This is a genomic window from Streptomyces sp. NBC_00094, from assembly GCF_026343125.1.
GTDB lineage: Bacteria > Actinomycetota > Actinomycetes > Streptomycetales > Streptomycetaceae > Streptomyces.
In genome coordinates this window covers 7,015,905-7,039,994 of record NZ_JAPEMB010000001.1, presented here as the reverse complement: position 1 = coordinate 7,039,994, position 24,090 = coordinate 7,015,905, and the positions used below count along the sequence as shown (strand labels likewise).

20 protein-coding genes are annotated in these 24,090 nt (G+C 71.7%); 9 read left to right on the top strand and 11 right to left on the bottom strand.

Translation table 11 applies throughout. The features are described 5' to 3' along the window. Positions 1–153: 153 nt before the first annotated feature. Positions 154–3,078 (bottom strand): glycoside hydrolase family 48 protein, encoded by a 2,925-nt coding sequence (locus OG580_RS31290; protein WP_267047006.1) that lies wholly within the window; start codon positions 3,076–3,078, stop codon positions 154–156. 274 nt (positions 3,079–3,352) lie between these two features. Here OG580_RS31290 and OG580_RS31285 point away from each other — a divergent pair, with 274 nt between their 5' ends. Continuing rightward, the gene (locus OG580_RS31285) at positions 3,353–4,906 is read left to right on the top strand and encodes a cellulase family glycosylhydrolase (protein WP_267047005.1); all 1,554 of its coding nucleotides are present in this window, start codon (positions 3,353–3,355) and stop codon (positions 4,904–4,906) included. Positions 4,907–4,923: 17 nt separating this feature from the next. After that, on the top strand, positions 4,924–6,690 hold the full coding sequence (locus tag OG580_RS31280) for a glycoside hydrolase family 6 protein (RefSeq protein ID WP_267047004.1): 1,767 nt from the start codon (positions 4,924–4,926) through the stop codon (positions 6,688–6,690). Positions 6,691–6,971: 281 nt separating this feature from the next. Here OG580_RS31280 and OG580_RS31275 read toward each other — a convergent pair whose 3' ends face one another. Then, on the bottom strand, positions 6,972–8,021 hold the full coding sequence (locus OG580_RS31275; RefSeq protein ID WP_267047003.1) for a LacI family DNA-binding transcriptional regulator: 1,050 nt from the start codon (positions 8,019–8,021) through the stop codon (positions 6,972–6,974). 388 nt (positions 8,022–8,409) lie between these two features. Here OG580_RS31275 and OG580_RS31270 point away from each other — a divergent pair, with 388 nt between their 5' ends. From OG580_RS31270 to OG580_RS31255, 4 genes are all read left to right on the top strand, one after another. Next, positions 8,410–9,753 carry an ABC transporter substrate-binding protein gene (locus OG580_RS31270; protein WP_267047002.1) on the top strand — a complete coding sequence of 448 codons (1,344 nt, stop codon included), beginning with the start codon at positions 8,410–8,412 and terminating at the stop codon, positions 9,751–9,753. A 93-nt stretch (positions 9,754–9,846) separates the two neighbouring features. Next, positions 9,847–10,851 carry a carbohydrate ABC transporter permease gene (locus OG580_RS31265; RefSeq protein ID WP_267047001.1) on the top strand — a complete coding sequence of 335 codons (1,005 nt, stop codon included), beginning with the start codon at positions 9,847–9,849 and terminating at the stop codon, positions 10,849–10,851. Positions 10,852–10,855: 4 nt separating this feature from the next. Further along, on the top strand, positions 10,856–11,788 hold the full coding sequence (locus OG580_RS31260) for a carbohydrate ABC transporter permease (RefSeq protein WP_267047000.1): 933 nt from the start codon (positions 10,856–10,858) through the stop codon (positions 11,786–11,788). An 86-nt stretch (positions 11,789–11,874) separates the two neighbouring features. Then, positions 11,875–13,317, top strand: coding sequence for a GH1 family beta-glucosidase (locus OG580_RS31255; protein ID WP_267046999.1), 1,443 nt, complete (start codon positions 11,875–11,877; stop codon positions 13,315–13,317). 67 nt (positions 13,318–13,384) lie between these two features. On the opposite strand, the gene OG580_RS31250 is transcribed toward OG580_RS31255, so the two are convergent. Beyond that, on the bottom strand, positions 13,385–13,669 hold the full coding sequence (locus tag OG580_RS31250; RefSeq protein WP_267046998.1) for a hypothetical protein: 285 nt from the start codon (positions 13,667–13,669) through the stop codon (positions 13,385–13,387). Between the two features lie 213 nt (positions 13,670–13,882). Between OG580_RS31250 and OG580_RS31245 the strand changes: the two genes are divergently transcribed. After that, positions 13,883–14,794 carry a glycerophosphodiester phosphodiesterase family protein gene (locus tag OG580_RS31245; RefSeq protein ID WP_267046997.1) on the top strand — a complete coding sequence of 304 codons (912 nt, stop codon included), beginning with the start codon at positions 13,883–13,885 and terminating at the stop codon, positions 14,792–14,794. Here the strand turns inward: OG580_RS31245 and OG580_RS31240 are convergent. The 4 genes from OG580_RS31240 to OG580_RS31225 all read right to left on the bottom strand — a co-directional run bounded on the left by OG580_RS31240 (position 14,784) and on the right by OG580_RS31225 (position 18,055). Further along, a complete protein-coding gene (locus OG580_RS31240) occupies positions 14,784–15,857 on the bottom strand; it encodes a CU044_5270 family protein (RefSeq protein ID WP_267046996.1) in 1,074 nt (357 codons plus the stop codon). The genes OG580_RS31245 and OG580_RS31240 overlap by 11 nt on opposite strands. Next, positions 15,854–16,540: an RNA polymerase sigma factor gene (locus tag OG580_RS31235; protein WP_267046995.1), complete on the bottom strand. Its 687-nt coding sequence runs from the start codon at positions 16,538–16,540 to the stop codon at positions 15,854–15,856. Before OG580_RS31235 ends, OG580_RS31240 begins: the two co-directional genes overlap by 4 nt. A 64-nt stretch (positions 16,541–16,604) precedes the next feature. After that, positions 16,605–17,123 (bottom strand): HD domain-containing protein, encoded by a 519-nt coding sequence (locus tag OG580_RS31230; protein ID WP_267046994.1) that lies wholly within the window; start codon positions 17,121–17,123, stop codon positions 16,605–16,607. Next, positions 17,120–18,055 (bottom strand): hypothetical protein, encoded by a 936-nt coding sequence (locus OG580_RS31225; protein ID WP_267046993.1) that lies wholly within the window; start codon positions 18,053–18,055, stop codon positions 17,120–17,122. Before OG580_RS31225 ends, OG580_RS31230 begins: the two co-directional genes overlap by 4 nt. Positions 18,056–18,170: 115 nt before the next feature. Here OG580_RS31225 and OG580_RS31220 point away from each other — a divergent pair, with 115 nt between their 5' ends. Next, on the top strand, positions 18,171–18,836 hold the full coding sequence (locus tag OG580_RS31220) for a bifunctional 2-polyprenyl-6-hydroxyphenol methylase/3-demethylubiquinol 3-O-methyltransferase UbiG (RefSeq protein ID WP_267046992.1): 666 nt from the start codon (positions 18,171–18,173) through the stop codon (positions 18,834–18,836). Between the two features lie 39 nt (positions 18,837–18,875). Here OG580_RS31220 and recQ read toward each other — a convergent pair whose 3' ends face one another. From recQ to OG580_RS31200, 4 genes are all read right to left on the bottom strand, one after another. Then, positions 18,876–20,954: a DNA helicase RecQ gene (recQ, locus tag OG580_RS31215; RefSeq protein ID WP_267046991.1), complete on the bottom strand. Its 2,079-nt coding sequence runs from the start codon at positions 20,952–20,954 to the stop codon at positions 18,876–18,878. A 113-nt stretch (positions 20,955–21,067) separates the two neighbouring features. Continuing rightward, positions 21,068–21,802, bottom strand: a complete 735-nt coding sequence (locus tag OG580_RS31210) for a hypothetical protein (RefSeq protein ID WP_267046990.1) — start codon at positions 21,800–21,802, stop codon at positions 21,068–21,070. 3 nt (positions 21,803–21,805) lie between these two features. Continuing rightward, on the bottom strand, positions 21,806–22,387 hold the full coding sequence (locus OG580_RS31205) for an RNA polymerase sigma factor (RefSeq protein ID WP_267046989.1): 582 nt from the start codon (positions 22,385–22,387) through the stop codon (positions 21,806–21,808). 79 nt (positions 22,388–22,466) lie between these two features. Further along, a complete protein-coding gene (locus tag OG580_RS31200) occupies positions 22,467–22,955 on the bottom strand; it encodes a hypothetical protein (protein ID WP_267046988.1) in 489 nt (162 codons plus the stop codon). Between the two features lie 170 nt (positions 22,956–23,125). Between OG580_RS31200 and OG580_RS31195 the strand changes: the two genes are divergently transcribed. Continuing rightward, positions 23,126–24,046, top strand: a complete 921-nt coding sequence (locus OG580_RS31195; RefSeq protein WP_267046987.1) for an acyl-CoA thioesterase domain-containing protein — start codon at positions 23,126–23,128, stop codon at positions 24,044–24,046. The last annotated feature ends 44 nt before the right edge of the window (positions 24,047–24,090 follow it).

Here is a 24,090-nt window from a genome sequence, read left to right as displayed (position 1 = left end):
TGAGTACGCGTACTCACCCCGGTGACGGGGAGGTCGAGCGCGGTCCGGAGGTCTCTTCTCGAATCCACGAAAACGGCCGAAGGCCGGGCGGGCCCCCTGTGGGGTCCACCCGGCCTCGTCGTACGCGGAGCCGTCTCCATGCGGGGCGGGCTGCTATTCGAGAAGCTCCGCGTACGAGCCCATGGCCAGGGCGATGTCCGCCTGGGCCCAGAACCGGTGGTAGGTGAAGACGGGGGCGGCGCCGCCCGCCAGGTAGGCCTCGATCTTCGGCCAGGCCGGGTCGTCCTGGTAGAAGGTGCGCATCGAGGCGAAGGTGGAGGTGTTGTTCACCGTGTCGCCGTTCGGCATGACGCCGGTCCAGCCGCTCGGTACGTACACCGGGTCGTCGAAGCGGTTGTAGTCGGCGCGGGTCTCCGCGACGGCGATGCCCAGCGGGTCCTGGTGGTGGTCCCACATGCCGTCGAGCAGGGCCTTGGCGACGCGCTTGGCCTCGGCGTGGCCGGACTTGGCCGCGTAGTACGTCAGGGTCTTGGCGTAGGCGGCGGCCACCCCGACGTCGTTCGTGTAGTCGGCGACGGTGACGTGCAGACCGGCGTTGGCGCCGGGGGTCGTCGCGTTCCAGGTGTCGGGCGCGCCGGACCACTGGAGGGTGGAGGGGATGCGGAAGGTGCCGTCCGGGTTGACCGTGGTCTTCGAGAGTGCCCAGGAGACCCACTTGTCGAGGACCGTCTTGGCCTCGGCGTCACCGGTCTGCTGGTAGTACTCGGCGACCCGCTCCATGGACCAGGCCTGGAAGCCGAACCACTGGTTGGACGCGGGGTCGTGGTAGACGGGCTTCTCGTCGTAGAAGAGGCCGTGGAAGGTGGGCGTCCCGGCCGGCGGGGTGGCGTAGCGGCCCTGCCAGCTGTTGGTGGCGCCGCCCGCGATGGCGCCCTCGTCGGACTGGAGCCAGCGGTAGAACTCCAGCTGCCGGTCGAGGCTGGTCGCCCAGTCCGCCGCGCCCGTCGTCGACTTGGGCTTGAGCGGGGCGTAGGAGCTGAGCGCGTAGGCGGCGAGGGGGTTCTGGTAGCCGCCGTGGGCGTGGCTGGAGCCGATCCGCCAGGACCAGCCCGCCGAGGTGTCGGTGGCGCCGCCCCAGGCGTAGTACCAGGACATCAGGTAGTGGGCGCTGTCCTTGCCGGTGCCGGCCGGGCAGGCGGTCGGGCCGACGCAGTTCCCGGCCTTCTTGAAGTACTTGTCGAACATCGCGTACCGCAGGTAGTCGCCCATCTTGGCGGCCTTGCCGACGGTCGTGGCGACCTGGGTGCCCTTGCCCTGGCCCTTGGCCCAGAGGTCGGCCCAGTAGGCGGCCTGGACGGCGCGGGCGTCGGCGTCGGGGGCGTTGGTGTACTTCCACTGCTTGGCGTAGGAGGCGTCCCCGGTGAAGAGGTCCAGGTAGCCGTTCTTCCCGCCGTAGGTGAAGTTGTCACAGGTGGGGTGGGTGACGGTCTCCCAGACGGACTCCTGCGGGCCGCGCTGGAAGGTGTTGATGTACGAGGGGCCGGTCGCCGTCGGTCCGGCGGAGCACTTCCCCGGCTCGTTGCCGAAGCCGTAGACGTTGTCGACGTCCTGGAGCCAGTGCATGCCGTAGACGTCGTCGGTTCCGTAGGCGCTCTTGAGCTCGGCGGCGATCGGGTCGGAGCCCGAGGTGACGCCGGAGTCGAGCTTCGCCGGGTACTGCGACGGCAGGTCCCACTCGGGGGCGTAGGTGGCCGGCTTCGCGGCGTTGTAGGAGGAGCCGGTCGGCTGGTCGGCGTGGGTGGGGATCATGAATTTCTCCATGGTCTCCCAGGCGCCGTTGAACTTGGTCCAGTCGCCGGTGATCTTCCCGTACATGGCCTGGAGCCAGATGAGATAGCTGTACGCCTCCGAGGTCGTCTCGTGCCCGTGGTCGGGGGCCTCGACGATCAGGGTCTCCACGGAGTGGTACGGGATGCCCTCGGGCGAGAAGTAGCCGTTGGCCGGGTTGGTGATCTTCCCGTGCAGGTCGAGGAAGCGGGCGTCGTACGTGGAGTCGGCGGCCAGCTGCGCGACCGTGACCTCGGCCTTGGTGTGGCCGGGGGCGGTGGCCGTGAAGACGGCGGAGCCGGTACCGGTGGCCGCGGCGGCGACGGTCACCTTCTGGGCGGTGTTCCAGTTCGCCGGGGTGAAGGTGAGCGTGGCCGGGGTCACGGTGAGGTTGGTGTTGCCCGAGGTACGGGCGACGCCCACCGTGACGTTGGCGGTGGGGGCGGTGGAGAGCTTCAGGTCGAAGGTGCCGGTGGCGCCCTGGCGGACCCCGAGCTGGCTCGGGGAGGCGACCAGCGCGGCTCCGGCGGCGACGGTGATGCCGACGGGCGCCGACTCGGCGGAGGCGCCGAGGCTGTCGTACGCCTTGGCGTAGAGGGAGTGCGCCCCGGTGGCGAGGCCGGCCGCGCTGAAGGCGAAGGGCGCGGTGGTGTCGGTGCCGAGGAGCGTGGTGTCGCTGTAGAACTCCACCTTGCCGACGGTGGCGCCGTCCGCCGCGGCGGCGGTGGCGGCGAGCGGCACGGCGTCGCCCGCGGTGAAGACGGCGCCCGCGGTCGGGCTGGTCAGGACGGCGACCGGCGGCTGGTGGGCGCCGGTGCAGGGGGTGCCGTTGACCGCGAAGGAGGTCGGGGCGGCGTTGGCCCCGCTGTAGGTGAACTGGGCGCCGGTGGTGACGGCGGCGCCCGCGGCGAGCGTGCCGTTCCAGGAGGCGTTGGTCACCGTGACGTTCTTGCCGGACTGGGACCAGGTGCCGCTCCAGCCGTTGGTGAGCTTCTGGTCACCGGCGTAGGAGTAGGTCAGCGCCCAGCCGTTGAGGGCTTCGGCGGCCCGGTTGGTGAGCGTGAGTTCGGCGGTGAAGCCCGAACCCCAGTCGTTCGTCTTGTAGTCGACGCTGCACTGCACGGAGGCGGCCTGGGCCGTGGTGGCGCCGACGGCCGTGAGGCCGAGGGGGAGGGACAGCGCCGCGGCCAGCGCGGTCAGCTGCCGGCGTGAGCGATGTGCGGGGGATCGTCTTGCCGGTGGTCGGGACATGCGGGTGGTTCTCCTCGCGGCTCGGGAGGATGGGGGTGCGAAGAGCGGGATGAGCTCGTGGGGACAAGCTGTGAACCAGTGGGAGCGCTCCCACTGTGCAGTTGGGGCGCATCGGCGTCAAGGTGTGTGAAGAGTCGAAGGCAGCTGACGGGGAAATTTACTCAACCCCTCTTTTGCTTGGCGTCTGTTGACGCTACGGTCTGCCCGACCAGTGGGAGCGATTCCGTCCAGTCGGCACATCGTCACGATGTGCCCTCGCTGTCAGGACTCGCTCATGCGACATCCCCCACGTCTGTCCGCGCTGCTCGCAGGAGCAGCGCTCACGATGGCGAGCACCTCGCTCGCCGTTCTGGGTGCGGCCTCAGGAGCCGCGGCCGCACCCGTCTGCACGGTGGAGTACTCGGTCGTCGGCCAGTGGGCCGGCGGCTACCAGGGTGCCGTCACCGTCACCAACAACAGTTCCGCGCTGAGTAGTTGGAGCATCGGCTTCGACTTCCCGGCCGGCCAGGTCGTCAGCCAGGGCTGGGGCGGCAAGTGGTCCCAGTCCGGGACCGCCGTCACGGTCGTCAACGAGAGCTGGAACGCGGCGCTCGGCACGGGCGCGAAGGTGACGGGCGGCTTCATCGCCTCCTGGACGGGTGCCAACACCGCACCCACCGCCTTCACGCTCAACGGAACGCCCTGCAACACGGACGTGCCGCCGACGCCGACCCCCACGCCGACGCCGACGGCCACGACACCCACCCCCGCACCCACCGACCCGACGACTCCCCCGACCACACCTCCGACGCTGCCTCCCCCCACACCGGTCTCCGGCGCGCCCGAACTCGGCGTCACGGGCAACAAGTTCACCGACCAGAACGGCGCGGTCCGCCGTCTCCTCGGCGTCAACCGCTCCGGCGGCGAGTTCATGTGCGTCCAGGGCTACGGCTTCTTCGACGGTCCCGTCGACGACGCCTCGGTCAAGGCCATCGCCGACTGGAAGGCCAACACGGTCCGCATCCCCCTCAACGAGGAGTGCTGGCTCGGCCTGGACAACATCAAGCCCGAGTACCGGGGCACGAACTACATCAACGCGGTCAAGGACCTGGTGACCAAGGTCCTCGCCCACGGCATGACCCCGGTCGTCGAACTCCACTGGACGCACGGGCAGTACACGGGTAACTCCGCGGGCTGCGCCGACGTGCACGCCTCCTGCCAGAAGCCCATGCCGGGCGCCCAGTACACCCCGGCCTTCTGGACCTCGGTGGCGAACACCTTCAAGAACGACAAGCGGGTCGTGTTCGACCTGTTCAACGAGCCCTATCCGGACCGGGCCACCTCCACCGCGACGCAGGCCTGGTCCTGCTGGCGCGACGGCGGTACCTGCCCCGGCATCGGCTACGAGGTCGCCGGCATGCAGGACCTGGTGGACGCGGTCCGCGCCACGGGGGCGAAGAACCTGGTTCTCGTCCCGGGCATCGCGTACTCCAACGACCTGAGCCAGTGGCTGACGTACAAGCCCACAGACCCGGCGGGCAATCTGGCCGCCGCCTGGCACGTCTACAACTTCAACACCTGTGCCGACGAGACGTGCTGGAACAACACCCTCGCCCCGGTAGCCGCCGGCGTTCCGCTCCTCGCGGGCGAGATCGGTGAGAACACCTGCGGACACGCGTTCATCGACCGCGTCATGAAGTGGTTCGACGACCGCGGCCTCTCGTACCTGGGCTGGACCTGGAACACCTGGAACTGCAACTCCGGCCCGGCCCTGATCAGTTCGTACGACGGCACCCCCACCGCATTCGGCATCGGGCTGCGCGATCACCTGCGCAGCCTCACCCCCTGAAAGGAATCCCCACCCGCATGAGCCGCACCAGAAGCACCAGCCGCACCGCCCTCCTGGCGGCGCTCGGCCTCATCACGGCCACCGGCGCCACCGCCACCGTCTTCGGCACCGCCACCGCCGGCGCCGCCACCCCCGGCTGCAAGGTCGACTACCAGGTCACCAACCAGTGGAGCACCGGCTTCGGCGCCAACGTGACCGTCACCAACACCGGTGACCCCGTGGCCTCCTGGACCGTCGAGTGGTCCTACGCCGGAAACCAGCAGGTCACGCAGGGCTGGAACGCGACCATCACCCAGTCGAGCGCCGCCGTCACCGCCAAGAACGTCTCGTACAACGGGACCCTCGCCACCGGCGGCTCGACCTCCTTCGGCTTCAACGGCTCGTACAGCGGTACGAACGCGGTGCCGGCCACCTTCACGCTGAACGGGGTCGTCTGCAACGGCGCGACTCCGACGACGCCGCCCACCACCCCGCCCACCACTCCCCCGACCACCCCGCCGACGACGCCCCCCACCACGCCGCCGCCGGCCGGGACCAAGGCCGACAACCCGTACGCCGGTGCCAAGGTGTACGTGAACCCGGAGTGGTCCGCGAAGGCCGCGGCCGAGCCGGGCGGCACCAAGGTGTCGAACCAGCCGACCGGTGTCTGGCTGGACCGGATCGCCGCCATCAACGGCTCCGCCACCTCGATGGGCCTGCGCGCCCACCTCGACAAGGCCCTGGAGCAGAAGGGCTCCGGCGAGCTCGTCGTCCAGCTGGTCATCTACAACCTGCCCGGCCGCGACTGTGCCGCGCTCGCCTCCAACGGCGAGCTGGGCCCGACCGAGATCAACCGTTACAAGACCGAGTACATCGACCCGATCGCCGCGATCCTCGGCGACGCGAAGTACGCGGGCCTGCGGATCGTCACCACGGTCGAGATCGACTCGCTGCCCAACCTGGTCACCAACGTCTCCGGGCGTCCCACGGGAACCGCCAACTGTGACGTCATGAAGGCCAACGGCAACTACATCACCGGCGTCGGCTACGCCCTCAACAAGCTGGGCTCGATCGGCAACGTCTACAACTACGTCGACGCCGGCCACCACGGCTGGCTGGGCTGGGACAGCAACTTCGGCCCCTCCGCCGAGCTGTTCAAGCAGGCCGCCACGGCCGAGGGCTCCACGGTCGCCAACGTGCACGGCTTCATCGTCAACACCGCCAACTACAGCGCGCTGAAGGAGGACCACTTCAAGATCGGGGACTCCGTCAACGGCACGTCCGTGCGCACGTCGAAGTGGATCGACTGGAACCAGTACACCGACGAGCTGTCCTACGCCCAGGCGATGCGCGCCAAGCTGGTCTCGATCGGCTTCGACAGCAACCTCGGCATGCTGATCGACACCTCCCGCAACGGCTGGGGCGGCACCCAGCGGCCCACCGGCCCGGGCGCGCTGACCAGCGTCGACACGTACGTCAACGGAGGCAAGTACGACCGCCGCATCCACCTCGGCAACTGGTGCAACCAGTCCGGTGCCGGACTCGGCGAGCGGCCCCAGGCGGCGCCCGCCGCGGGCATCGACGCGTACGTCTGGGTGAAGCCCCCGGGCGAGTCCGACGGCGCCAGCAAGGAGATCCCGAACAACGACGGCAAGGGCTTCGACCGGATGTGCGACCCGACCTACACGGGCAACGCCCGGAACGGGAACAGCATGTCGGGCTCGCTGCCGGACGCCCCGCTCTCGGGCGCGTGGTTCTCGGCCCAGTTCCAGGAGCTCCTGAAGAACGCCTACCCGGCGCTGTAACACCCCTCTGAGGGGATACCGCAAGATGGCCGGACGGGGTCCGAGAACCCCGTCCGGCCTTTCCCTCTGCGCGACCTCCCCGGCCGGCCGCCGCCCACCGGTCCCGAACGGTGGGGCGATCACCGCTCCCTTACGCTGTGCGCCGTTCGATCGATACCAGGGGTGGGGATCCGTATGGCGGGGCGAGACGACGAGCAACGGAGCGGCGGGTCGACGACGGCGATGTCCTCGCCTTCGGACCGGACGGCCGCTCCGCCCGGCGCCGCCTGAGCCGGGGGCCGTCAGCAGGAGCCCCGGACCACCAGTTCCGTGGGCAGGACCCGCTTCGGGGCGCCCTCGGGGCCGCCCGCGATGTGCTGGAGCAGCATCCGGGCCATGGTGCGGCCCATCTCCTCGATGGGCTGCCGGACACTCGTCAGCGGCGGGTCCATCAGCCGGGCCACCGCCGAGTCGTCGACGCCCACGAGCGCCACGTCCTCGGGGACCCGCCGGCCGACCTCCCGCAGCACCCCGCGCGCCCCGGCCGCCATCACGTCGGAGGCGACGAAGACGGCGTCCAGGTCCGGCCTGCGGTCGAGCAGCAGCCGCATGGCCCGCCTGCCGCCCTCCTCGGTGAAGTCGCCGGCCGAGACGAGGTCCTCGTCCGGGGCGTGCCCGGCCTCGGCAAGCCCGGCGCGGTAGCCGCCGAGGCGGGCGCGGGCCACGTACATGTCGAGCGGCCCGGTGACGGTCGCGATCCGGCTCCGGCCGCCTCCCACGAGGTGCGCGACGGCGGCGCGACCGGCCCCGATGTTGTCGGAGTCGACGTACGGCACGGGCTCGGCCTCCGAGCGGCGGCCGTTCATGACGACCGGGAGGCCCAGCTCGCGGATGCGTTCGGGCAGCGGGTCGTCGCCGTGGACGGAGGCGAGCAGCACCCCGTCGACGCGCTGGGCGGCGAGGTACTGCTCGAAGCGCTGCCGCTCCTGCTCGCTGCGGACCAGGGTGAGCAGCAGCTGTTTGTCGGCGTCGGCCAGTTCGGCGCTGACGCCGCGGATGAGGTCGAGGAAGTACGGCTCCGCGAAGAGGCGGGCCTCGACCTCGGGGATGACGAGCGCGATCGCGTCGGTGCGGCTGCCGGCGAGGGCGCGGGCGGCCTGGTTGGGTACGTAGCCGAGTTCGGCGACGGCTCTGGCGACGGCCGTTCTGGTCTGTTCGCTCACCCGGGGGGAGCCGTTGATCACCCGGGAGACCGTTCCCCGGCCGACTCCGGCCCTGGCCGCGACCTGTTCCAGGGTCGGTCTGCCGCTCTGCCGTCCATTCACAACCGCCGAACTCCCCTCGTAGGACATCGCGCTGCTCACTCGTGTCGACGGACATCGCACTGTTCGTCCATGTCGTCGGAGCATCGTGTTGCTCACCCATGCCACGACAGGGATGGGAGCGCTCCCACACTAGTCCACGCGCATCACTCCACGCCACGAGCGTGCGTTCAGGAGATGACGGCCCCGACCCCGCGAGGCCCCGGCGAAACCCCCGGAAAACCTTCCGGTAACGAATCCGCGTTCATGTCTTGACACCCGTACCCGCCAGGCAGCAACCTTCCGGCAACGACGTGGGAGCGCTCCCATCGGGGCGCACACAGCCTGCACGAGGTCCTGGCGGGCAGCCGCCGAGCCGCGATCAGCCGGCCGGACCTCCTGGCGCACAACGAGCACCACCTTGGACGAGGAGAGTGGAATGCGCACTTCCATCAGCAGACGCGGACGCCGTGCGGCGATCGCGGCGGTCGCCGTCGTCGTGACCGGTACGACCCTGCTCACCGGTTGCGGCAGCGACAGCGACGACACGGGCGGCGATGCCCAGGGCGGCGGCACGATCACCCTGCGGGTCGGGACCTTCGGTTCCTTCGGGTACGACAACAAGACCGGCGCCAAGCTCTACGCCGAGTACGAGAAGGCCCACCCGAACATCAAGATCGAGGAGACGAACGTCTCCGACGGCCAGAAGTACTGGGACACGCTCAAGCTGCGCCTCGCCCAGAACAACGGTCTCGCCGACATCCAGGCCGTCGAGGTCGGCTACGTCGCCGAGGCGACCGGCGAGAGCATGGCCGACAAGTGGGTCGACCTGAGCAAGGAGGGCGGCGCGGACATCGGTGCCTTCCTCGACTGGAAGGTCAAGCAGGCGTCGACCGCCGACGGCAAGGTCATCGGCCTCGGTACCGACATCGGCCCGATGGCCATCTGCTACAACAAGGACCTCTTCGCCAAGGCCAAGCTGCCCACCGCCCGCGAGGAAGTCGCCAAGCTGTGGTCCGGCGACTGGTCCAAGTTCATCGAGGCCGGCGCGACGTACAAGAAGAACGCGCCCGCCGGCACCGCCTTCCACGACTCGGCGAGCGGCCTGTTCAACGCCGTCATCTCCAGCGACCCCGTCCAGTACGCCGACGCGAGCGGCAAGCTCGACTGGGAGAACAGCCCCGGCGTGAAGAAGGCCTGGGAGACCGCCGTCGCGGCGAGCAAGGGCGGACTCACCGCCAAGCTCCGCCAGTTCGACGAGAAGGGCACCTGGAACGCCGCCTTCAAGAACTCCAAGTTCGCCACCGTCGCCTGCCCGAGCTGGATGACCGGCATCATCAAGGACCAGGCCGGCCCCGCCAACCAGGGCAAGTGGGACATCGCCGCACCGCCGGTCGCCGGTAACTGGGGCGGCGCCTTCCTCGCCGTGCCGAAGTCCGGCAAGCACACCAAGGAGGCGGCCGAGCTCGCCGCCTGGCTGACCGCCCCCGAGCAGCACGCCAAGGTCTTCGCGGTCAACGGCAACATCCCCTCGTCCAAGGACACGCTCACCTCCTCGGCGGTCCAGGACGCCAAGCTTCCGTACTTCGGCGACACCCCGGTCGGCAAGATCTTCTCGTCCGCCGCCGCCGGGATCACGCCCGCGGTCATCAGCCGCTGGGACGGCCAGGTGAAGACCTTCCTCACCGACAACGGCATCCTCGACATCGAGCAGCGCGGCACCGACCCGGCCAAGGCCTGGGAGAACGTCAAGAAGCTGGTCAACGACAAGATCGACCAGTAGCGGGGGCCGTGTGCCGGTCCGCCGCCGCCTGCGGGCGGCGGCGGACCGGCACCGTCCGCACCACCGCACGCATCGACCTGGAAGGACGCCCCCGTGGCCACCTCCGTTCGGGCGAGGCCTGACGGCTCCCCGCCGCCCGCCGCACCGCCCTCCTCCACCGGCCCCCGGAACCACCGCTCCACCTCGGGCGGCTGGCGCAGCACGCTCTACCGCTGGGACATCAAGGCGATCCCGTACGTCTTCATCGCCCCCTTCTTCCTCACCTTCGCCGCCTTCGGCCTCTTCCCGCTGATCTACACGGGCTGGCTCTCGCTCAACCGGGTCGAGCTCGGCGGAGACCCGCAGTGGAAGGGCCTGGAGAACTACACCGACCTCGCGACCAGCGAGTTCTTCTGGAACGCGCTCTTCAACACCTTCACCATCGGGATCATCGCGACCGTTCCCCAGCTGCTCATCGCCCTGGGCCTGGCGCACCTGCTCAACTACAAGCTCCGCGGCCGCGGCTTCTTCCGGATCGCGATCCTCGCTCCGTACGCCACGTCGATCGCGGCGGCGACCCTGGTCTTCGCCCAGCTGTTCAACACCGACTACGGGATGATCAACACCATCCTCGACTGGATCGGCGTCGGACCTGTCCACTGGGAGTCGTCCAAGTGGCCGGCGCAGATCGCCATCTCGGTGATCGTCACCTGGCGCTGGACCGGCTACAACGCGCTGATCTACCTGGCCGCCATGCAGGCCGTCCCCCAGGACCTGTACGAGGCCGCCTCGCTCGACGGGGCCTCGCGCTGGCGCCAGTTCATCAGCGTCACCATCCCGTCGATCCGGCCGACGATCCTCTTCACCGTCGTCGTCTCCACCATCGGCGCGACCCAGCTCTTCGGCGAGCCGATGCTCTACGGCGGCAGCGTCGGCATCAGCGGTGGCAGCGGCAACCAGTTCCAGACGCTGAGCCTGCTGATGTACGAGAAGGGGTGGGTGAACAACTCGCTGGGCCAGGCCTCCGCCATCGCCTGGATCATGCTCCTGCTGCTCCTGCTCATCGGCGGCGTCCAGGCGCTCGTCTCCCGTCACAACCGCAAGAAGCTGGGAGGCTGACCTCATGGCCCGCACTCTCGACACGACGACCGCCGAGGCCGCAGTCCCGCATCAGCCGGGGACACCTCGGTCCGGTCACCGGTCAGGCCGTCGTTTCCGCCAGACCGCCGGCCGCCAGCACCACGCCGGGCCGCTGACCTACGTCCTGCTGGCCGTGGCCGCCGTGGTCTCGCTCTTCCCGCTGTACTGGAACCTGGTCGCCGCCTCCCACAGCGGCGAGCGCGTGGTCCAGGCGCCGGCGCCGCTGCTGCCGGGTCCCCGTCTCCTGGACAACCTCAGCTTCGCCTGGAACCAGGTCCACATGGGCGAGGCGCTGATCAACACCACGGTCGTGGCCGGTCTGGTGGCCGTGTCCACCGTCGTCTTCTCCACGCTCGCCGGCTTCGCCTTCGCCAAGCTGCCCTTCCGGGGGCGCGGCATGCTGCTCTCGCTCGTGGTCGCCACGATGACGATCCCGCCGCAGCTCAGCGTCATCCCGCTGTACCAGATCATCACCGACCTCGGCTGGTTCGACCAGCTCCAGTCGGTCGTCCTGCCCTCGCTGGTCGCCGCCTTCGGCGTGTTCTTCATGCGCCAGTTCCTCCTCGAGGCCCTGCCGATCGAGCTCGTGGAGGCGGCCCGGATGGACGGGGCGCACAGTCTCCGGGTGATCTGGCACGTGGTCTTCCCGGTGGCCAGGCCCGCCATGGCCGTGCTCGGCATGCTCGTCTTCGTCCAGGCGTGGAACGACTTCTTCTGGCCGTTCATCGCACTCACCCAGGACGGCAACCCCACCCTCCAGGTGGCCCTCGCCGGCCTCGGAGCGGGAAACCACACCGTGGACCACGCCGTCGTCCTGACGGGCGCCCTGATATCCACCGTGCCGCTGCTGCTCGTCTTCGCCTTCCTGGGCAAGCACATCGTGGGCGGCATCACGGCCGGCGCCGTCAAGAGCTGACCGGCCGCCGCACCCCACGCGGCACCGCCCGCACTCGCACATACCCGAACGTACCTACCCCGTATACGCGTTGGGAGCGCTCTCCTATGACCGCGTCCGAAACCCGGCCGCTCACCGCCATCCGCTCGTTCCCGTCCGACTTCCTCTGGGGCGCCGCCACCGCCGCCTACCAGATCGAAGGGGCGGCAGCGGAGGACGGTCGCACGCCGTCCATCTGGGACACCTTCTCGCACACCCCCGGCAAGGTCTTCGACGGCCACACCGGTGACGTGGCCGTGGACCACTACCACCGGTTCCGCGAAGACGTCGGCATCATGTCCGAACTGGGCCTGAACGCCTACCGGTTCTCCGTCTCCTGGTCCCGGGTCCAGCCCACCGGCCGGGGCCCGGCCGTCCAGCAGGGCCTGGACTTCTACCGGCGCCTCGTCGACGAGCTGCTCGCCGCCGGGATCGAGCCGGCCCTGACGCTCTACCACTGGGACCTGCCCCAGGAGCTGGAGGACGCCGGCGGCTGGCCGGAGCGGGCGACCGCCGAACGGTTCGCCGAGTACGCCGGGATCGTCGCGGGCGCCCTCGGCGACCGGGTCACCCGGTGGACCACCCTCAACGAGCCCTGGTGCAGCGCCTTCCTGGGATACGGCTCCGGGGTCCACGCCCCGGGCCGCACCCACCCCGTCGACGCGCTGCGCGCCGCGCACCACCTCAACCTCGGGCACGGCCTCGCCGTGCAGGCCCTGCGGTCGGCGCTGCCGGCGGACCGGCAGCTCGCGGTCTCCCTCAACCTGCACGAGGTGCGCCCGCTGACGGCTTCGGCCGAGGACCGGGACGCGGCCCGCCGTATCGACGCCGTCGGCAACCGGATCTGGCTGGGTCCGATGCTGGAGGGCGCCTACCCGGAGGACCTGCTCGCCGACACCGCGCACCTCACCGACTGGTCCTTCGTCCGGGACGGCGACACCGCCGCGGCGAAGCAGCCGCTGGACCTGCTCGCCATCAACTACTACACGCCGACGCTGGTCTCGCACGTCCCGGAGGGGGCGGAGAAGCCGCAGGACGACGGCCATGGCAACAGCGAGCACTCCCCGTGGCCCGGCGCGGACTCCGTCGCCTTCCACCGCGCGCCCGGCGAGCGGACGGCGATGGGCTGGCCGGTCGACGCGAGCGCCCTGTACGACCTGCTGACCCGGGTCTCCGCCGCGTACCCCGGACTCCCGCTGGTGATCAGCGAGAACGGCGCCGCGTACGAGGACGAGGTCGGCGAGGACGGCTCGGTGCACGACCCGGAGCGCGCCGCCTACGTGCACGCGCACCTGGAGGCCGTGCACCGCGCGCTCACCGACGGCGTCGACGTGCGCGGGTACTTCCTCTGGTCGCTGCTCGACAACTTCGAGTGGGCGTACGGCTACGCGAAGCGGTTCGGCGCGGTCCGGGTGGACTACGACACCCTGGAGCGCACCCCGAAGTCCAGCGCTCGCTGGTACGCGCGGGTGGCGCGGTCGGGCGAGCTGCGGGCCCCGGAAGGCGACTGAGCCGGGAGCGTGGGGAAGGGCCGTGCCGGTGTTCCGGCACGGCCCTTCCCCACGTCCTGGGGATGCGTCAGATGTCGATCACCCGGTAGGCGATGGTGTACACGCCGCCGGAGCCCTCCAGGGAGCGCCACTGCGTCTCGGCGCCGGCCAGCTCGGTGACTCCGGCCTCGTCGCCGTTCCGGCGCAGGGCGTCGAGGAGGGCGAACGCCCCTTCCAGGACGCCTCGCCCACGCTCGGGCCCCTTGCGCGTGTGCGTTGCCGTGCCCTTGGCCGTGGCGGTGGCCGTGCCCATGCCCGTGGCCGTGCCCATGTCGGTATCCATGCCCGCGCCCGCGTCCGTACCCGTACTCATGTCCGTTTTCATGAGTCCCCCGACTCCTCACGCCCGGCCGTGGTCCCCCGATGGCACGGCTGCGGGCACACCTCACACCATGCCGCAGACGGGCGTTGCGGCGAAGTCGTTGCGCAGCGCGTCGCCGTCGCATCGGTGGCGCCACCGATTCGTCACCTGCCGTCCGGTGTGTGATCCATGCGGCGTCACTCCGCGTACCTAAGCTCTGACTTCATGAAGCACGCACCGTCGACCGCTCCCCGATCGTGGCACCCCCGGCGCATCGCCTACGGCTCGACGGCGCTCGCCGCCGTTCTGCTGGTGGCCGCTCCCCCCACGCCCCTCGCCGCCGAACCGGCGACCCCGCGCGGCGCCGCCCCGAACCCGTGGATCCGGAACGCCGCGGCGGCGCCGACGGTCCTCGCCCACCGGGGCGCTTCCTCCGCCGCTCCCGAGAACACCCTGGTCTCCGACGAGGTGGCCAGACGCGGCGGGGCCACCTGGATCGAGAACGACGTCCAGCCGAGCAAGGACGGCGTGCCGTACGTCCTGCACGACCCGACCGTCGACCGGACCACCGACGGCACCGGCCCGATCCGCTCCCTGACGGCCGACCAGCTCGACGCGCTGGACGCCGGCTCGTGGTTCGCGCCCGCGTACGCCGGGACCCGGATCCCCACGCTCGCCGCCCAGTTGGCGGATCTCCGCGAGCGCGGCGGGAACCTGCTCCTGGAGATCAAGGGCCGGCACGGTCACGCCGAGGTGGCCCGGATCGTCCAGGACATCCGGGAACAGTCCATGAGCGGCCGGGTCTTCGTGCAGAGCTTCGAGATCCCGTCCCTGCGGTACGTCCACGAGCTGGCGCCCGACCTGCCGATCGGGCTGCTGCGCTCGAGCCTCGACGCGGACCCGGTCGCCCTCGCCCAGGAGTTGGGCCTCACGGCGTACAACGTCTCGGACACCGCGCTCGCCGCCCGCCCACACGTCGTCCGGGACCTGCACGCGGCGGGCGTGGCCGTGAACGTGTGGACGGTCGACAAGCCCGACCGCTGGAAGGCGCTGGACTCCCTCGGGGTGGACGGGATCATCACCAACCGGCCGACCGAGCTGGCCGGTTGGATCGCCGGAACGACCCCTACGGGGTGACCTTCATGTCGTCGACGAAGGCCCTCACCACGATCGCGTTGGTGGAGACGACGGTTCCGGGCTCGATCAGCCCGCCGTCGCCTCCCGCACCCTCGACCTGGACCGTGCGCTCGCCCAGGAAGGTGAAGGTCTTGCTGTCGAAGATCCACTCGGTGCGCTGGCCGCCGGTCTCGTCGAGTCGCGCGATCGCGACGCCCTTGCGGCCGATGGCATCGGTCGCGCTGTCCACCATGACCACACCGGGGATCTTCGCGGCGGCCCGGTAGAGCGCGGCGGTGAGCCGGGGCGACGGCCAGCTCTCGATGAGCAGGTCGCCGATGGTCGTGAAGGCCTGCTGGTCGGGGCCGTTGCCCTGGCCCTCGGTCTCCTTGTAGATCTTCCGCAGCAGCGCGTCGGGGTCGGTGGGGAGCGCGGCGAGGTAGTCGTGCGAGGGCGCGCCGAGGTGCGGCTCCGGGACGTTGCCCTGCTCGTCGAGACCCGACAGGGTGATGCCCTCGGGTCCGGTGCCGCCGTCGATCAGCCAGCCCTCGCGGCCGTCGGGGGAACGCCAGGACTGCCGGGTCTGCAGGGGGTCGCTGACGAGGGTGCGCACGTCGCCGTCGGTCCTGACGTGCGTGTTCGCGCCCCGGGTCTCGATGTAGACGTACTGGCCGGCGCGGCCCTGCGGGGCGTTCGCCTCGGCCGCGGCGAGGGAGATGCGGTCCAGGAGCTGGGGAGTTCCCTTCGCGTCGACGGCACCGATCCGGGTGGTGAGGGCGGGGCCGGTGGCGCGGTCGTCCCGGGTGCCGGACGGGTCTCCCGGCGTGAGGACGAGGACGCCGACGGCGAGGGCTCCGGCGAGCGCCGTCGCGGCCGGCAGGAGGAACACCTTCCGGAGGAAGGGGTTGCGCTTGCCCGGGGCGCTCGCGGTGGCGGTGGCGAGGCGGTCGTCGTGGATCTGGCTCATCAGGCGCTCCTTGTGGAACTGGTGACGGCCCGGAGGAAGTTCGCGCTCCTCGATCGCCGGGAGGTCACCGGCTTCGTGCCGGGGTGCCGTGTGGGGCTCGGTCGGGTCGAGGTTCATCGGGTTCCCTCCTGTGCGGGCCGGACCGCGTTCATGCGATCACCTGTTGTCTGTCGGGTACGAGCGGCGGGTTCCCGGATTTCCCGGGCCGGTTTCCGGAAGTCCGGGCGGGCTTCACGGATCTCCCGCGCCAGTTCCTCTTCCGCTCCCGTACGGAGCTTGGCGCGGGCGCGCGAGAGCCGGGAGCGGACGGTGCCGACCGGGACGTTCAGGGCCACGGCGGCCTCGGTGTAGGCGAGGCCCTCCCAGAGGCAGAGCACGAGGACTTCGCGCTCGGTGCGGCGGAGCGTGCCGAGCGCCCGCAGGGTGGCCGCGATACGGCGCCGGTCGTCGAGCCGTCCCGCGACCTCGGCGGCGTGGTCGGGCATCGGGACCCCGGCGGCACCGGCCGCGGCGTACGCGGCGGCGGCCGCCCGGTAACGCCGGTTCCCCCGGCAGTGGTTGCGGGCGACGTTGGTGGCGACGCCCAGGAGCCAGGGCCGGAGCGATCCCCCTTCGGGGTCGACCTTGTGCCGCAGCCGCCAGGCCTCCAGGTAGGTCGCCGACATGACGTCCTCGGCGACCGACCAGTCGCCGGTCAGCCGGAAGGCGTGGTTGTAGACGCTCCGGGCGTGGGAGTCGAAGAGTTCGGCGAAGGCCGAGGGGTCCCCGGCCCGGATCCGTGCGCGCGTGTCGTTGTTCACGACTGTCGTCTGTCCGGCTCACGGGGCGGGTTCCCGTGAGCCGGGTCACATCCGATGGGCGGGGTCACCTCCGCGGAGCGGTCCCGTCGCGCAGTTCCGTCAGGAGGGCCGGGTTGACCACCGTCAGGATCGACGCGATCCGCTCGGGATCGACTCCCGCCCACAGGATGTCCCGCGCGCCTCGGTATTTGGCGGCGAGCCGCTCGCGCCGGGCGGGAGGAAGTTCCGCGGCCCGGTCCCGGCGGCTGTTGTGCGCGTTGTCGGCGATCTTCACGAGGGTGGCGTCGGGGTCCTCGGCGATGCGGTGGATCTTGGCCTCGTACGAGACCCCCGGCTGGTTGGTGACGGCTTCGACGACGGCGACGACCCGGTCCGGGACGCCTGCGGCCCTGAGCCGCTCGGCCGTCCAGTCGGTGTCCTCGATGACGTCGTGGAGGAGTCCGGCCATCACGAGCTCCTCGCCGAAGGGTTCGAGCCCCGCGGCGACGGCCCGGACGTGCTCGACGTAGGGCACCCCGATCAGGTCGACCTGGCCGGCGTGCGCGTCCGCGGCGAGTGCGTCGACCTCCGCGAGCGTTCTCACCGCTCGCCCATGAACAGCTTCGGGAGCTGCAGGGTGCGGTTCTGGTCGCCGGGGAGCGCCTGCGGGCCGTTGGCCCACTCCATGGTGACCATGGGGGTCGCGCCGCTGCCCGCGTCGACGGTGGCTCCCGCGAACCGCTCACCGGAGGCGGCGGTCGCGCGCAGCCTGTCGGCCGTGCGTGCGGCGCCCTCGGGAGAGCTGGTCAGCGCGCAGAGCCGCTCGCGTGACGTGCCGTCGGCCTGGACGGTGGCCCCGATGGCGTACAGGGTGACGTCCGGTGTCCGGCTCTTCTGAGCCTCGCCGTAGAAGGTCGCGTAGTACGTGCTGTCGCCGACGCAGCGGGCGACGGCCTGGTAGGAGGGGTCGTCCGCGACCGACGCCTTCGGCGTGGCGAGCGCGGGCGGGGGCGTGTCCGGCGACAGGGACAGGGAGCGTACGGACGCCGAGACGGCGACCTGTCCGCCGTTGCGGTCCTTCAGGAGCGCGCCGTCGTCGTTCGCGCTCTCGGCGAACCCGAGCTTCTTCAGGCCGTCGGTGACCGCGTTCACGTCGAAGCGGCCGGTGAGGCGCCAGCGGTCGGAGCCGATCTGGAGCGAGGTGTCGACGTCGTTCTCGTCGAACCCGTGCGTCTCCTTGAGGGGGCGGTTCTCGTAGCCCGCCTGCGCCACCTCGGGGATTCCGTACGTGGCGAGGCCGCCGTACAGTGCCTTGTCCTGCTTCACCAGCCGTCGGGTCGCGGTCACGTCCGTGTAGGTGAGGGTCTGGCCCGCGTCCTCCTCGGGGGCGGTACCGAGCGCGGCGGTGAGGCCGATGGCCGAGCCGCCGGCCGCGTCCTCGGAGCCGCCGCCGCAGGCAGCGGCTCCGACGCCCAGGACGCCGACGAGCGCCGTCGCGGCGCAGCCTCGCAGAAGCCTTCGTCCGTTCCCCGTCATGCCCGTCCTCCGGTGTCGACGCCCGCTGCCTGGGTGGTACGGATCGCCCCAGAAGGGTAGTGGGTCAGCCTGGCGGCCCGTACGGAGGCCGGACGGTGCGGCGAAGGGAAGCGGTGTGCGGGAACACGGTGCGGAGCAGAGGGCCTTGTCGGCGGCGGAGCTCTTCGACGATCTGGGGCTCGGCTACGAGCGGGCCTTCGGGCATCTCCCGGAGCAGCTCGCGGCGATCGACTGGCTCACCGGCCGGCTGGGTGCGGGGGCCCGGGTCCTCGACGTCGGCAGCGGCACCGGCCGGCCGGTCGCCGACCGGCTGACCCGGGCCGGGTTCGCGGTGACGGGGATCGACGTCTCCCGCACGATGGTCGAGCTGGCCCGGTCGCAGGTGCCGGGGGCGCGGTTCGAGCAGTGCGGCGTCCATGACTTCGACGCGCCCGAGGGCGGCTTCGACGCCGTGTGCGCGTTCTTCCCGCTGCTCGTCATGGGCAGGGACGAGGTGTCGGCCGCGCTGCGGCGGATGGCCGGCTGGCTGGCACCCGGCGGCTACCTCGTGACGGCCACCGTCCCGGCCGACGTCGAGGACGTGGAGATCGAGTGGATGGGACGCCGGGTCAGGGTCTCCAGCTTCTCGGCCGAGGAGTACGTGCGGCAGATCCGCGAGGAGTGCGGGCTCGACGTCCTCCACCACGCCGTCTCCGTCTTCCAGCCGGACGACGAACAGGCCGGGCCGGAGGACCACGTCTTCTGCTACGCCCGCCGGGCGAAGGAACTGCCCGGCGGGTGACCCCGGGTCCGGCGTGCGGCCCCCGGTCCGGGTGAGGTGTCACTCGTCCCAGGGCGGCTCGAACTCGTCCATGTCGGCGGGCGGCTCCTCCAGCTCGAAGGGCGGCTCGTCCTCGTACCGTGCCTGCGGTCGGGCCGCCGTCGCGCGAGTCGCGACGGCCGGACCGGCGGAGCCCCCGAGGGCGGGGGCCGGACCGGTGGCGGGGGCCGGACCGGTGGCGAGGGCTGGGCCGGTGGCGAGGGCGGGCTCACCGGCCGGGGCGGGCGCCCCGCACTCCGCCAGGGTGGCGAGGACACCCTCGGCGTACTTGGTGAGTTTGGCCTCGCCGACCCCGCCGATGGTGCCGAGCTCCGCGACCGTGGCCGGGACCAGCGTCGCGATCTCCCGCAGTGTCGCGTCGTGGAAGACGACGTACGCGGGAACGCCCTGCTCGCGGGCGGTCGCGGCCCGCCAGGCGCGGAGGGCCTCGAAGACCGGCACGGCGGCGGCCGGCAGGTCCACCGGCACGCGGGCACCCTTCCCCGAGCGGGACCCGGACTCCTTCCGTGCCGGGCCCGCGGGGGCCTTCTCCTTCCGCATCGGGACGCTGCGGCGGCCTCCCAGCACCTCGGCGCTGTCCTCCGTCAGTACGAGCGTCCCGTAGTCGCCCTCCACCGTGAGCAGGCCCTGCGCGAGGAGCTGGCGGACGACCCCGCGCCACTCGGCGGTGCCGAGGTCCGACCCGACGCCGAAGACCGAGAGCCCGTCGTGGTCGAACTGGATGACCTTGGCCGTCTTCTTGCCCTGCAGGATGTCGATGATCTGACCGGCGCCGAACTTCTGTCGCCGCTCCTTGGCCAGCCGCCACACCGTGGACAGCAGCTTCTGCGCGGCGACCGTGCCGTCCCAGGACTCCGCCGGGGTCAGACAGGTGTCGCAGTTGCCGCACGGCTGACCCGACTGCCCGAAGTACGCGAGGAGGCGTACGCGGCGGCAGTCGACCGTCTCACAGAGCGCGAGCATGGCGTCCAGGTGCATGCCCAGGGCCCGGCGGTGCGCCTCGTCGCCCTCGGAGCCGTCGATGAGCTTGCGCTGCTGGACCACGTCCTGGAGGCCGTACGCCAGCCAGGCCGTGGCCGGCTCCCCGTCGCGGCCGGCGCGGCCGGTCTCCTGGTAGTAGCCCTCGACCGACTTCGGCAGGTCGAGGTGGGCGACGAAGCGCACGTCCGGCTTGTCGATGCCCATGCCGAAGGCGATGGTCGCCACCACCACGACCCCGTCCTCGCGGAGGAAGCGGGACTGGTTCGCGGCACGCGCGCGGGCGTCCATGCCCGCGTGGTACGGCACGGCGTCGATCCCGTGCTCCACGAGCGCGGCGGCCGTCTTCTCCACCGACGACCGCGAGAGGCAGTAGACGACCCCTGCGTCCCCCTCGTGCTCGGTCCTGATCAGTTCGAGGAGCTGCTTGAGCGGGTTGTTCTTGGGGACGATCCGGTACTGGATGTTCGGCCGGTCGAAGCCCGCGACGAAGTGCCGGGCGTCCTCAAGACCCAGGCGCGCCGCGATCTCGGCGTGGGTGGCCTCGGTGGCCGTCGCGGTCAGAGCGATCCGCGGCACCTTGGGCCACCGCTCGTGCAGCATGGACAGCGCGAGGTAGTCGGGCCGGAAGTCGTGGCCCCACTGGGCGACGCAGTGCGCCTCGTCGATCGCGAAGAGCGAGACCGTGCCCCGGTCGAGCAGCCGCTGCGTGCCCTCGGTCCGAAGCCGCTCGGGAGCCAGGTAGAGCAGGTCCAGCTCGTCCGCGAGGAACGCCTGCTCGACGGCCTGACGCTCGTACGGATCCTGGGTCGAGTTGAGGAATCCGGCCCGCACGCCGAGGGCCCTGAGGGCGTCGACCTGGTCCTGCATCAGCGCGATGAGCGGCGAGATCACGACGCCCGTGCCTTCTCTGACGAGCGCCGGGATCTGGTAGCACAGCGACTTGCCGCCACCGGTCGGCATCAGCACGAGTGCGTCGCCGCCACCGACGACCTGCTCGATGATCTCCTGCTGCTCGCCGCGGAAGGAGCTGTAGCCGAAGACGCGGTTCAGCACCTGCGAGGCGTCGGAGACCTGGGCGGATTCGTCGGAAAGGACCATTCGTGAAGCCTAGCGGCCCCCACGGACACCCCGGCCCGGTCCGCCGCAACCTGTGGACAACCCGGAGGCCGGAAGAAGGGGAAGCCGACGAGGGAGGGGGAAGGGGCGTGGCCTCAGGGTCTGCCGGCGCGCGCCCTCGCGGAGGCGTTGGCCGAGGCTTCCGCCGGGTCGTTCCGGCCGCCGCTCCGGGCTCCGGCTCCCGGTCCCGCGTCGTGGCCCGGCGGCGGATCCGCACGGCAGAAGGCGGGCCCGGCCGTCTCCACGGCCTTCTCCCGGCCCTCCGTGCCCCGGGCGAGGCAGCGCGCCTCGCGGGTCGCGGCGGGTGGCGTCGGACCGAACCGGTCCGGTCCGTCCGGCCCGAAGGGGGTGCCGGCGAGCGGCGGCCCGGGCAGATCCGGGGCGACCAGGACCGGGGCCGACGTCGGGCCGGGCCCCTGGTCGGGCGTCCGGTCGGGCGCGGAGGTGCCGGGTTCCGGTGCGGGGGCCGGGGAAGGCGTGCCCAGGAGGTGTCCGGGAAGGTCTGCGGTGGCGACGGCGACACCGCCGAGCGTCACGCTCGCGACCAGCACGGCGACGGTGGTCCTGAGAGAACGTCTCGGGAGCCGTCGCGCGCCGGACGGAGTCCAGTCGTCGCGGTCGCGCGTGGGCCGGGACGTGTGCAGGCCCGCGTCGCGGGCGGCCCGGAAGGCGGCGAGGGCGCTCTCCTCCGCCTCGCGGCCGGTGCGCTCCGCACGCGCGTGGTCATGGCCTTCCCGGAGCGCGCCCAGGGTGGCCCCGCCGCGGGTGACGTCACCCAGCGCGGCCCGCAGCGACTCCTCGAGCCCGCCGTTCCGCCGGTCGTCAGGCATCCGTCACCTCCTTTTCCCCTTCAGTTGCCTCGCGAGTCGCTTCAGACCTCTGTGCGCGGCGGAACGTACCGCACCGGGCCGCTTGCCCAGAACCCGGGCGGCCGTCGGTCCGTCGAGGCCGACGACGACGCGCAGCAGGACCGCCTCGGCCTGGTCCCGGGGCAGGCTCGCGACGAGCGCCAGCGCGCGCTCGGTCGACAGGGCGTCCAGGGCCTCCCCGGCCGCGTCCCCCGCCGCCGGGAGGTCCAGTACGTCCTGTTCGAGACCGGTGGGGCGGGGCCGTGACCGGGCGCGCCTCAGATGGTCCAGGGCCCGGTGCCGGGCGATGGTCGCGGTCCAGCCGCGGAAGCCCGCGCCGTCGCCCCGGAACCGGCCGAGGTCCCGCGCTATCTCCAGCCACGCCTCGGAGGCCACGTCCTCGGCGTCCTCGCCGACGATCCCCCGCAGGTAGCCGAGGAGTCCGGGGTGCACGATCCGGTAGGCCTCCGCGAACGCCGCCTCGTCGCCGCCCCGTGCCCGCTCGACGGCGGTGCCGAGATCCGGGTCGTGTGCCGCGGTGAGCGGCCGCCCCGTTCCCTCGCTCACACGCCCCTCTTCACGACCCGTCCGCCACGTCACCCCCGGCTCCCGTCAGGAAGCGGGAGGCGTTCATCCTGCCAGACCGTCAGACGGCGCCGTCCGACGGCCTGTCGGCGGTCCGGTCCCCGCTCCGGTCCCGGCGTCGAGGCCGGATCGCGGACCGCCGTCCGTGCAGGGTGAGGTAGTACGTGTGCAGGGACTCCCGGGGTCCGATCTCGAAGCGGTTGACGGTCCGGCCGAGCGGGTTCCACACCCGGCCGTCCGGCATCCGCGCCCCGACGGAGTGCGTGAACACGGACCGCAGCAGGTGCCCCGGAGGCAGGTCCACCCAGATCGCGCCGGCCTCGCGCACCAGCACTTCGCCGACGTACGCGCCGAGGCCGAGCAGGGGCCCGGCCATCTCCTCGCGGCCCGCCCCGCCCTGCCGCAGGCCGTCGATGAGCCGGTCGGCGACGCGCAGGCTGGCCGGGCTGTAGTCCAGCGGCAGCCGCGCCTTCGCGGTGACGCGGTCGACGAAATCGGACGCGTGACGTCTCATGTCCGCCGCGTACAGCGGCTGTTCCTCGCGATCCACGGGTGACCACCCTTCTCCTCGAAGCGACTGGGTCCGCCGGATGATCAAGCGGATCCGGCCCCGGAAACATCACGGCGCGCGGGCGTGACGCTGATCACAGGACGAAGGGAGGTCACGTGTCATGTCCCCCGGGGCACCATCCCCTCACCGACGACGAGGGGGAACCGGGCATGACCACGGACAGCGCGAAGGCGGCGGGGGAAGCAGGCCTACGGACACGGGACGCGCCCGACACGCAGCGAGGTGACGGGGCGGCCGCCGGAGCCTTCTTCCACCGTTTCGGGGGCGAGTTGCACCCCCAGCCCGCGGCCCGGGGCTACTGGTCGGCCTCCCGGATCCACGGTCGGCTGTTCGGCGGGCTCGCCGCCCGGGCCGTCGAGCGGGAACACCTGGAGGGCGGTCTCGTGCCGGCCCGCCTGACCCTCGACCTCTTCCGGAGCGCGCCGATGACCCCGGTGACGGTCTCGTCGGAGCGCGTACGGGACGGTCGACGCATCCGGGTCGTCGACGTGGGGATCCGTACGGGAGGCGAGCTGGTCGCGCGCGCCCAGGTGGTGCTGCTCCAGGCGGGAGGCCGGGCCGTCGGCGAGGTGTGGTCCCCGCCCGCCTGGGTGCCACCGCCGGTCGACACGCTCGGCCCGCCGCACCGCACGTCCAGACCGGGGGAGTTCGTCCCGCCGTTCGACCTGTGGCGCGTCGACCCGGACGAGCGCTCCTCCCCCGGCAGCGGCGCGGTCCGGCGCCGGGCCGTGCTGCGCGAGACCCGGCAGCTGGTCCTCGGCGAGGCCCTGGGCCCGCTGGTCCGCCTCGGTCTCGCCGCCGACTACGCGAGCCCGCTCGCCAACTCCGGCACGAGCGGCCTGGAGTTCATCAACGCCGACTTCACGCTCCGGCTGTGCCGGATGCCAGCGGACGAGGCGATCGGGATGGAGAGCAGCGGGCACATGGCGTCGGACGGCATCGCCGTCGGGCAGGCCACGCTCTTCGACGGCCTCGGCGCCTTCGGCACCTGTGGGGTGAGCGCGCTCGCCAACGTTCGCCGACAGGGCGGGGCGCCGGGCGATCCGGGGGCGCCGTCCATCGGGCCGTAACCCCTCGGCCATGCGCGGCTGCGAGGCTCACGCCCGAACGAAAG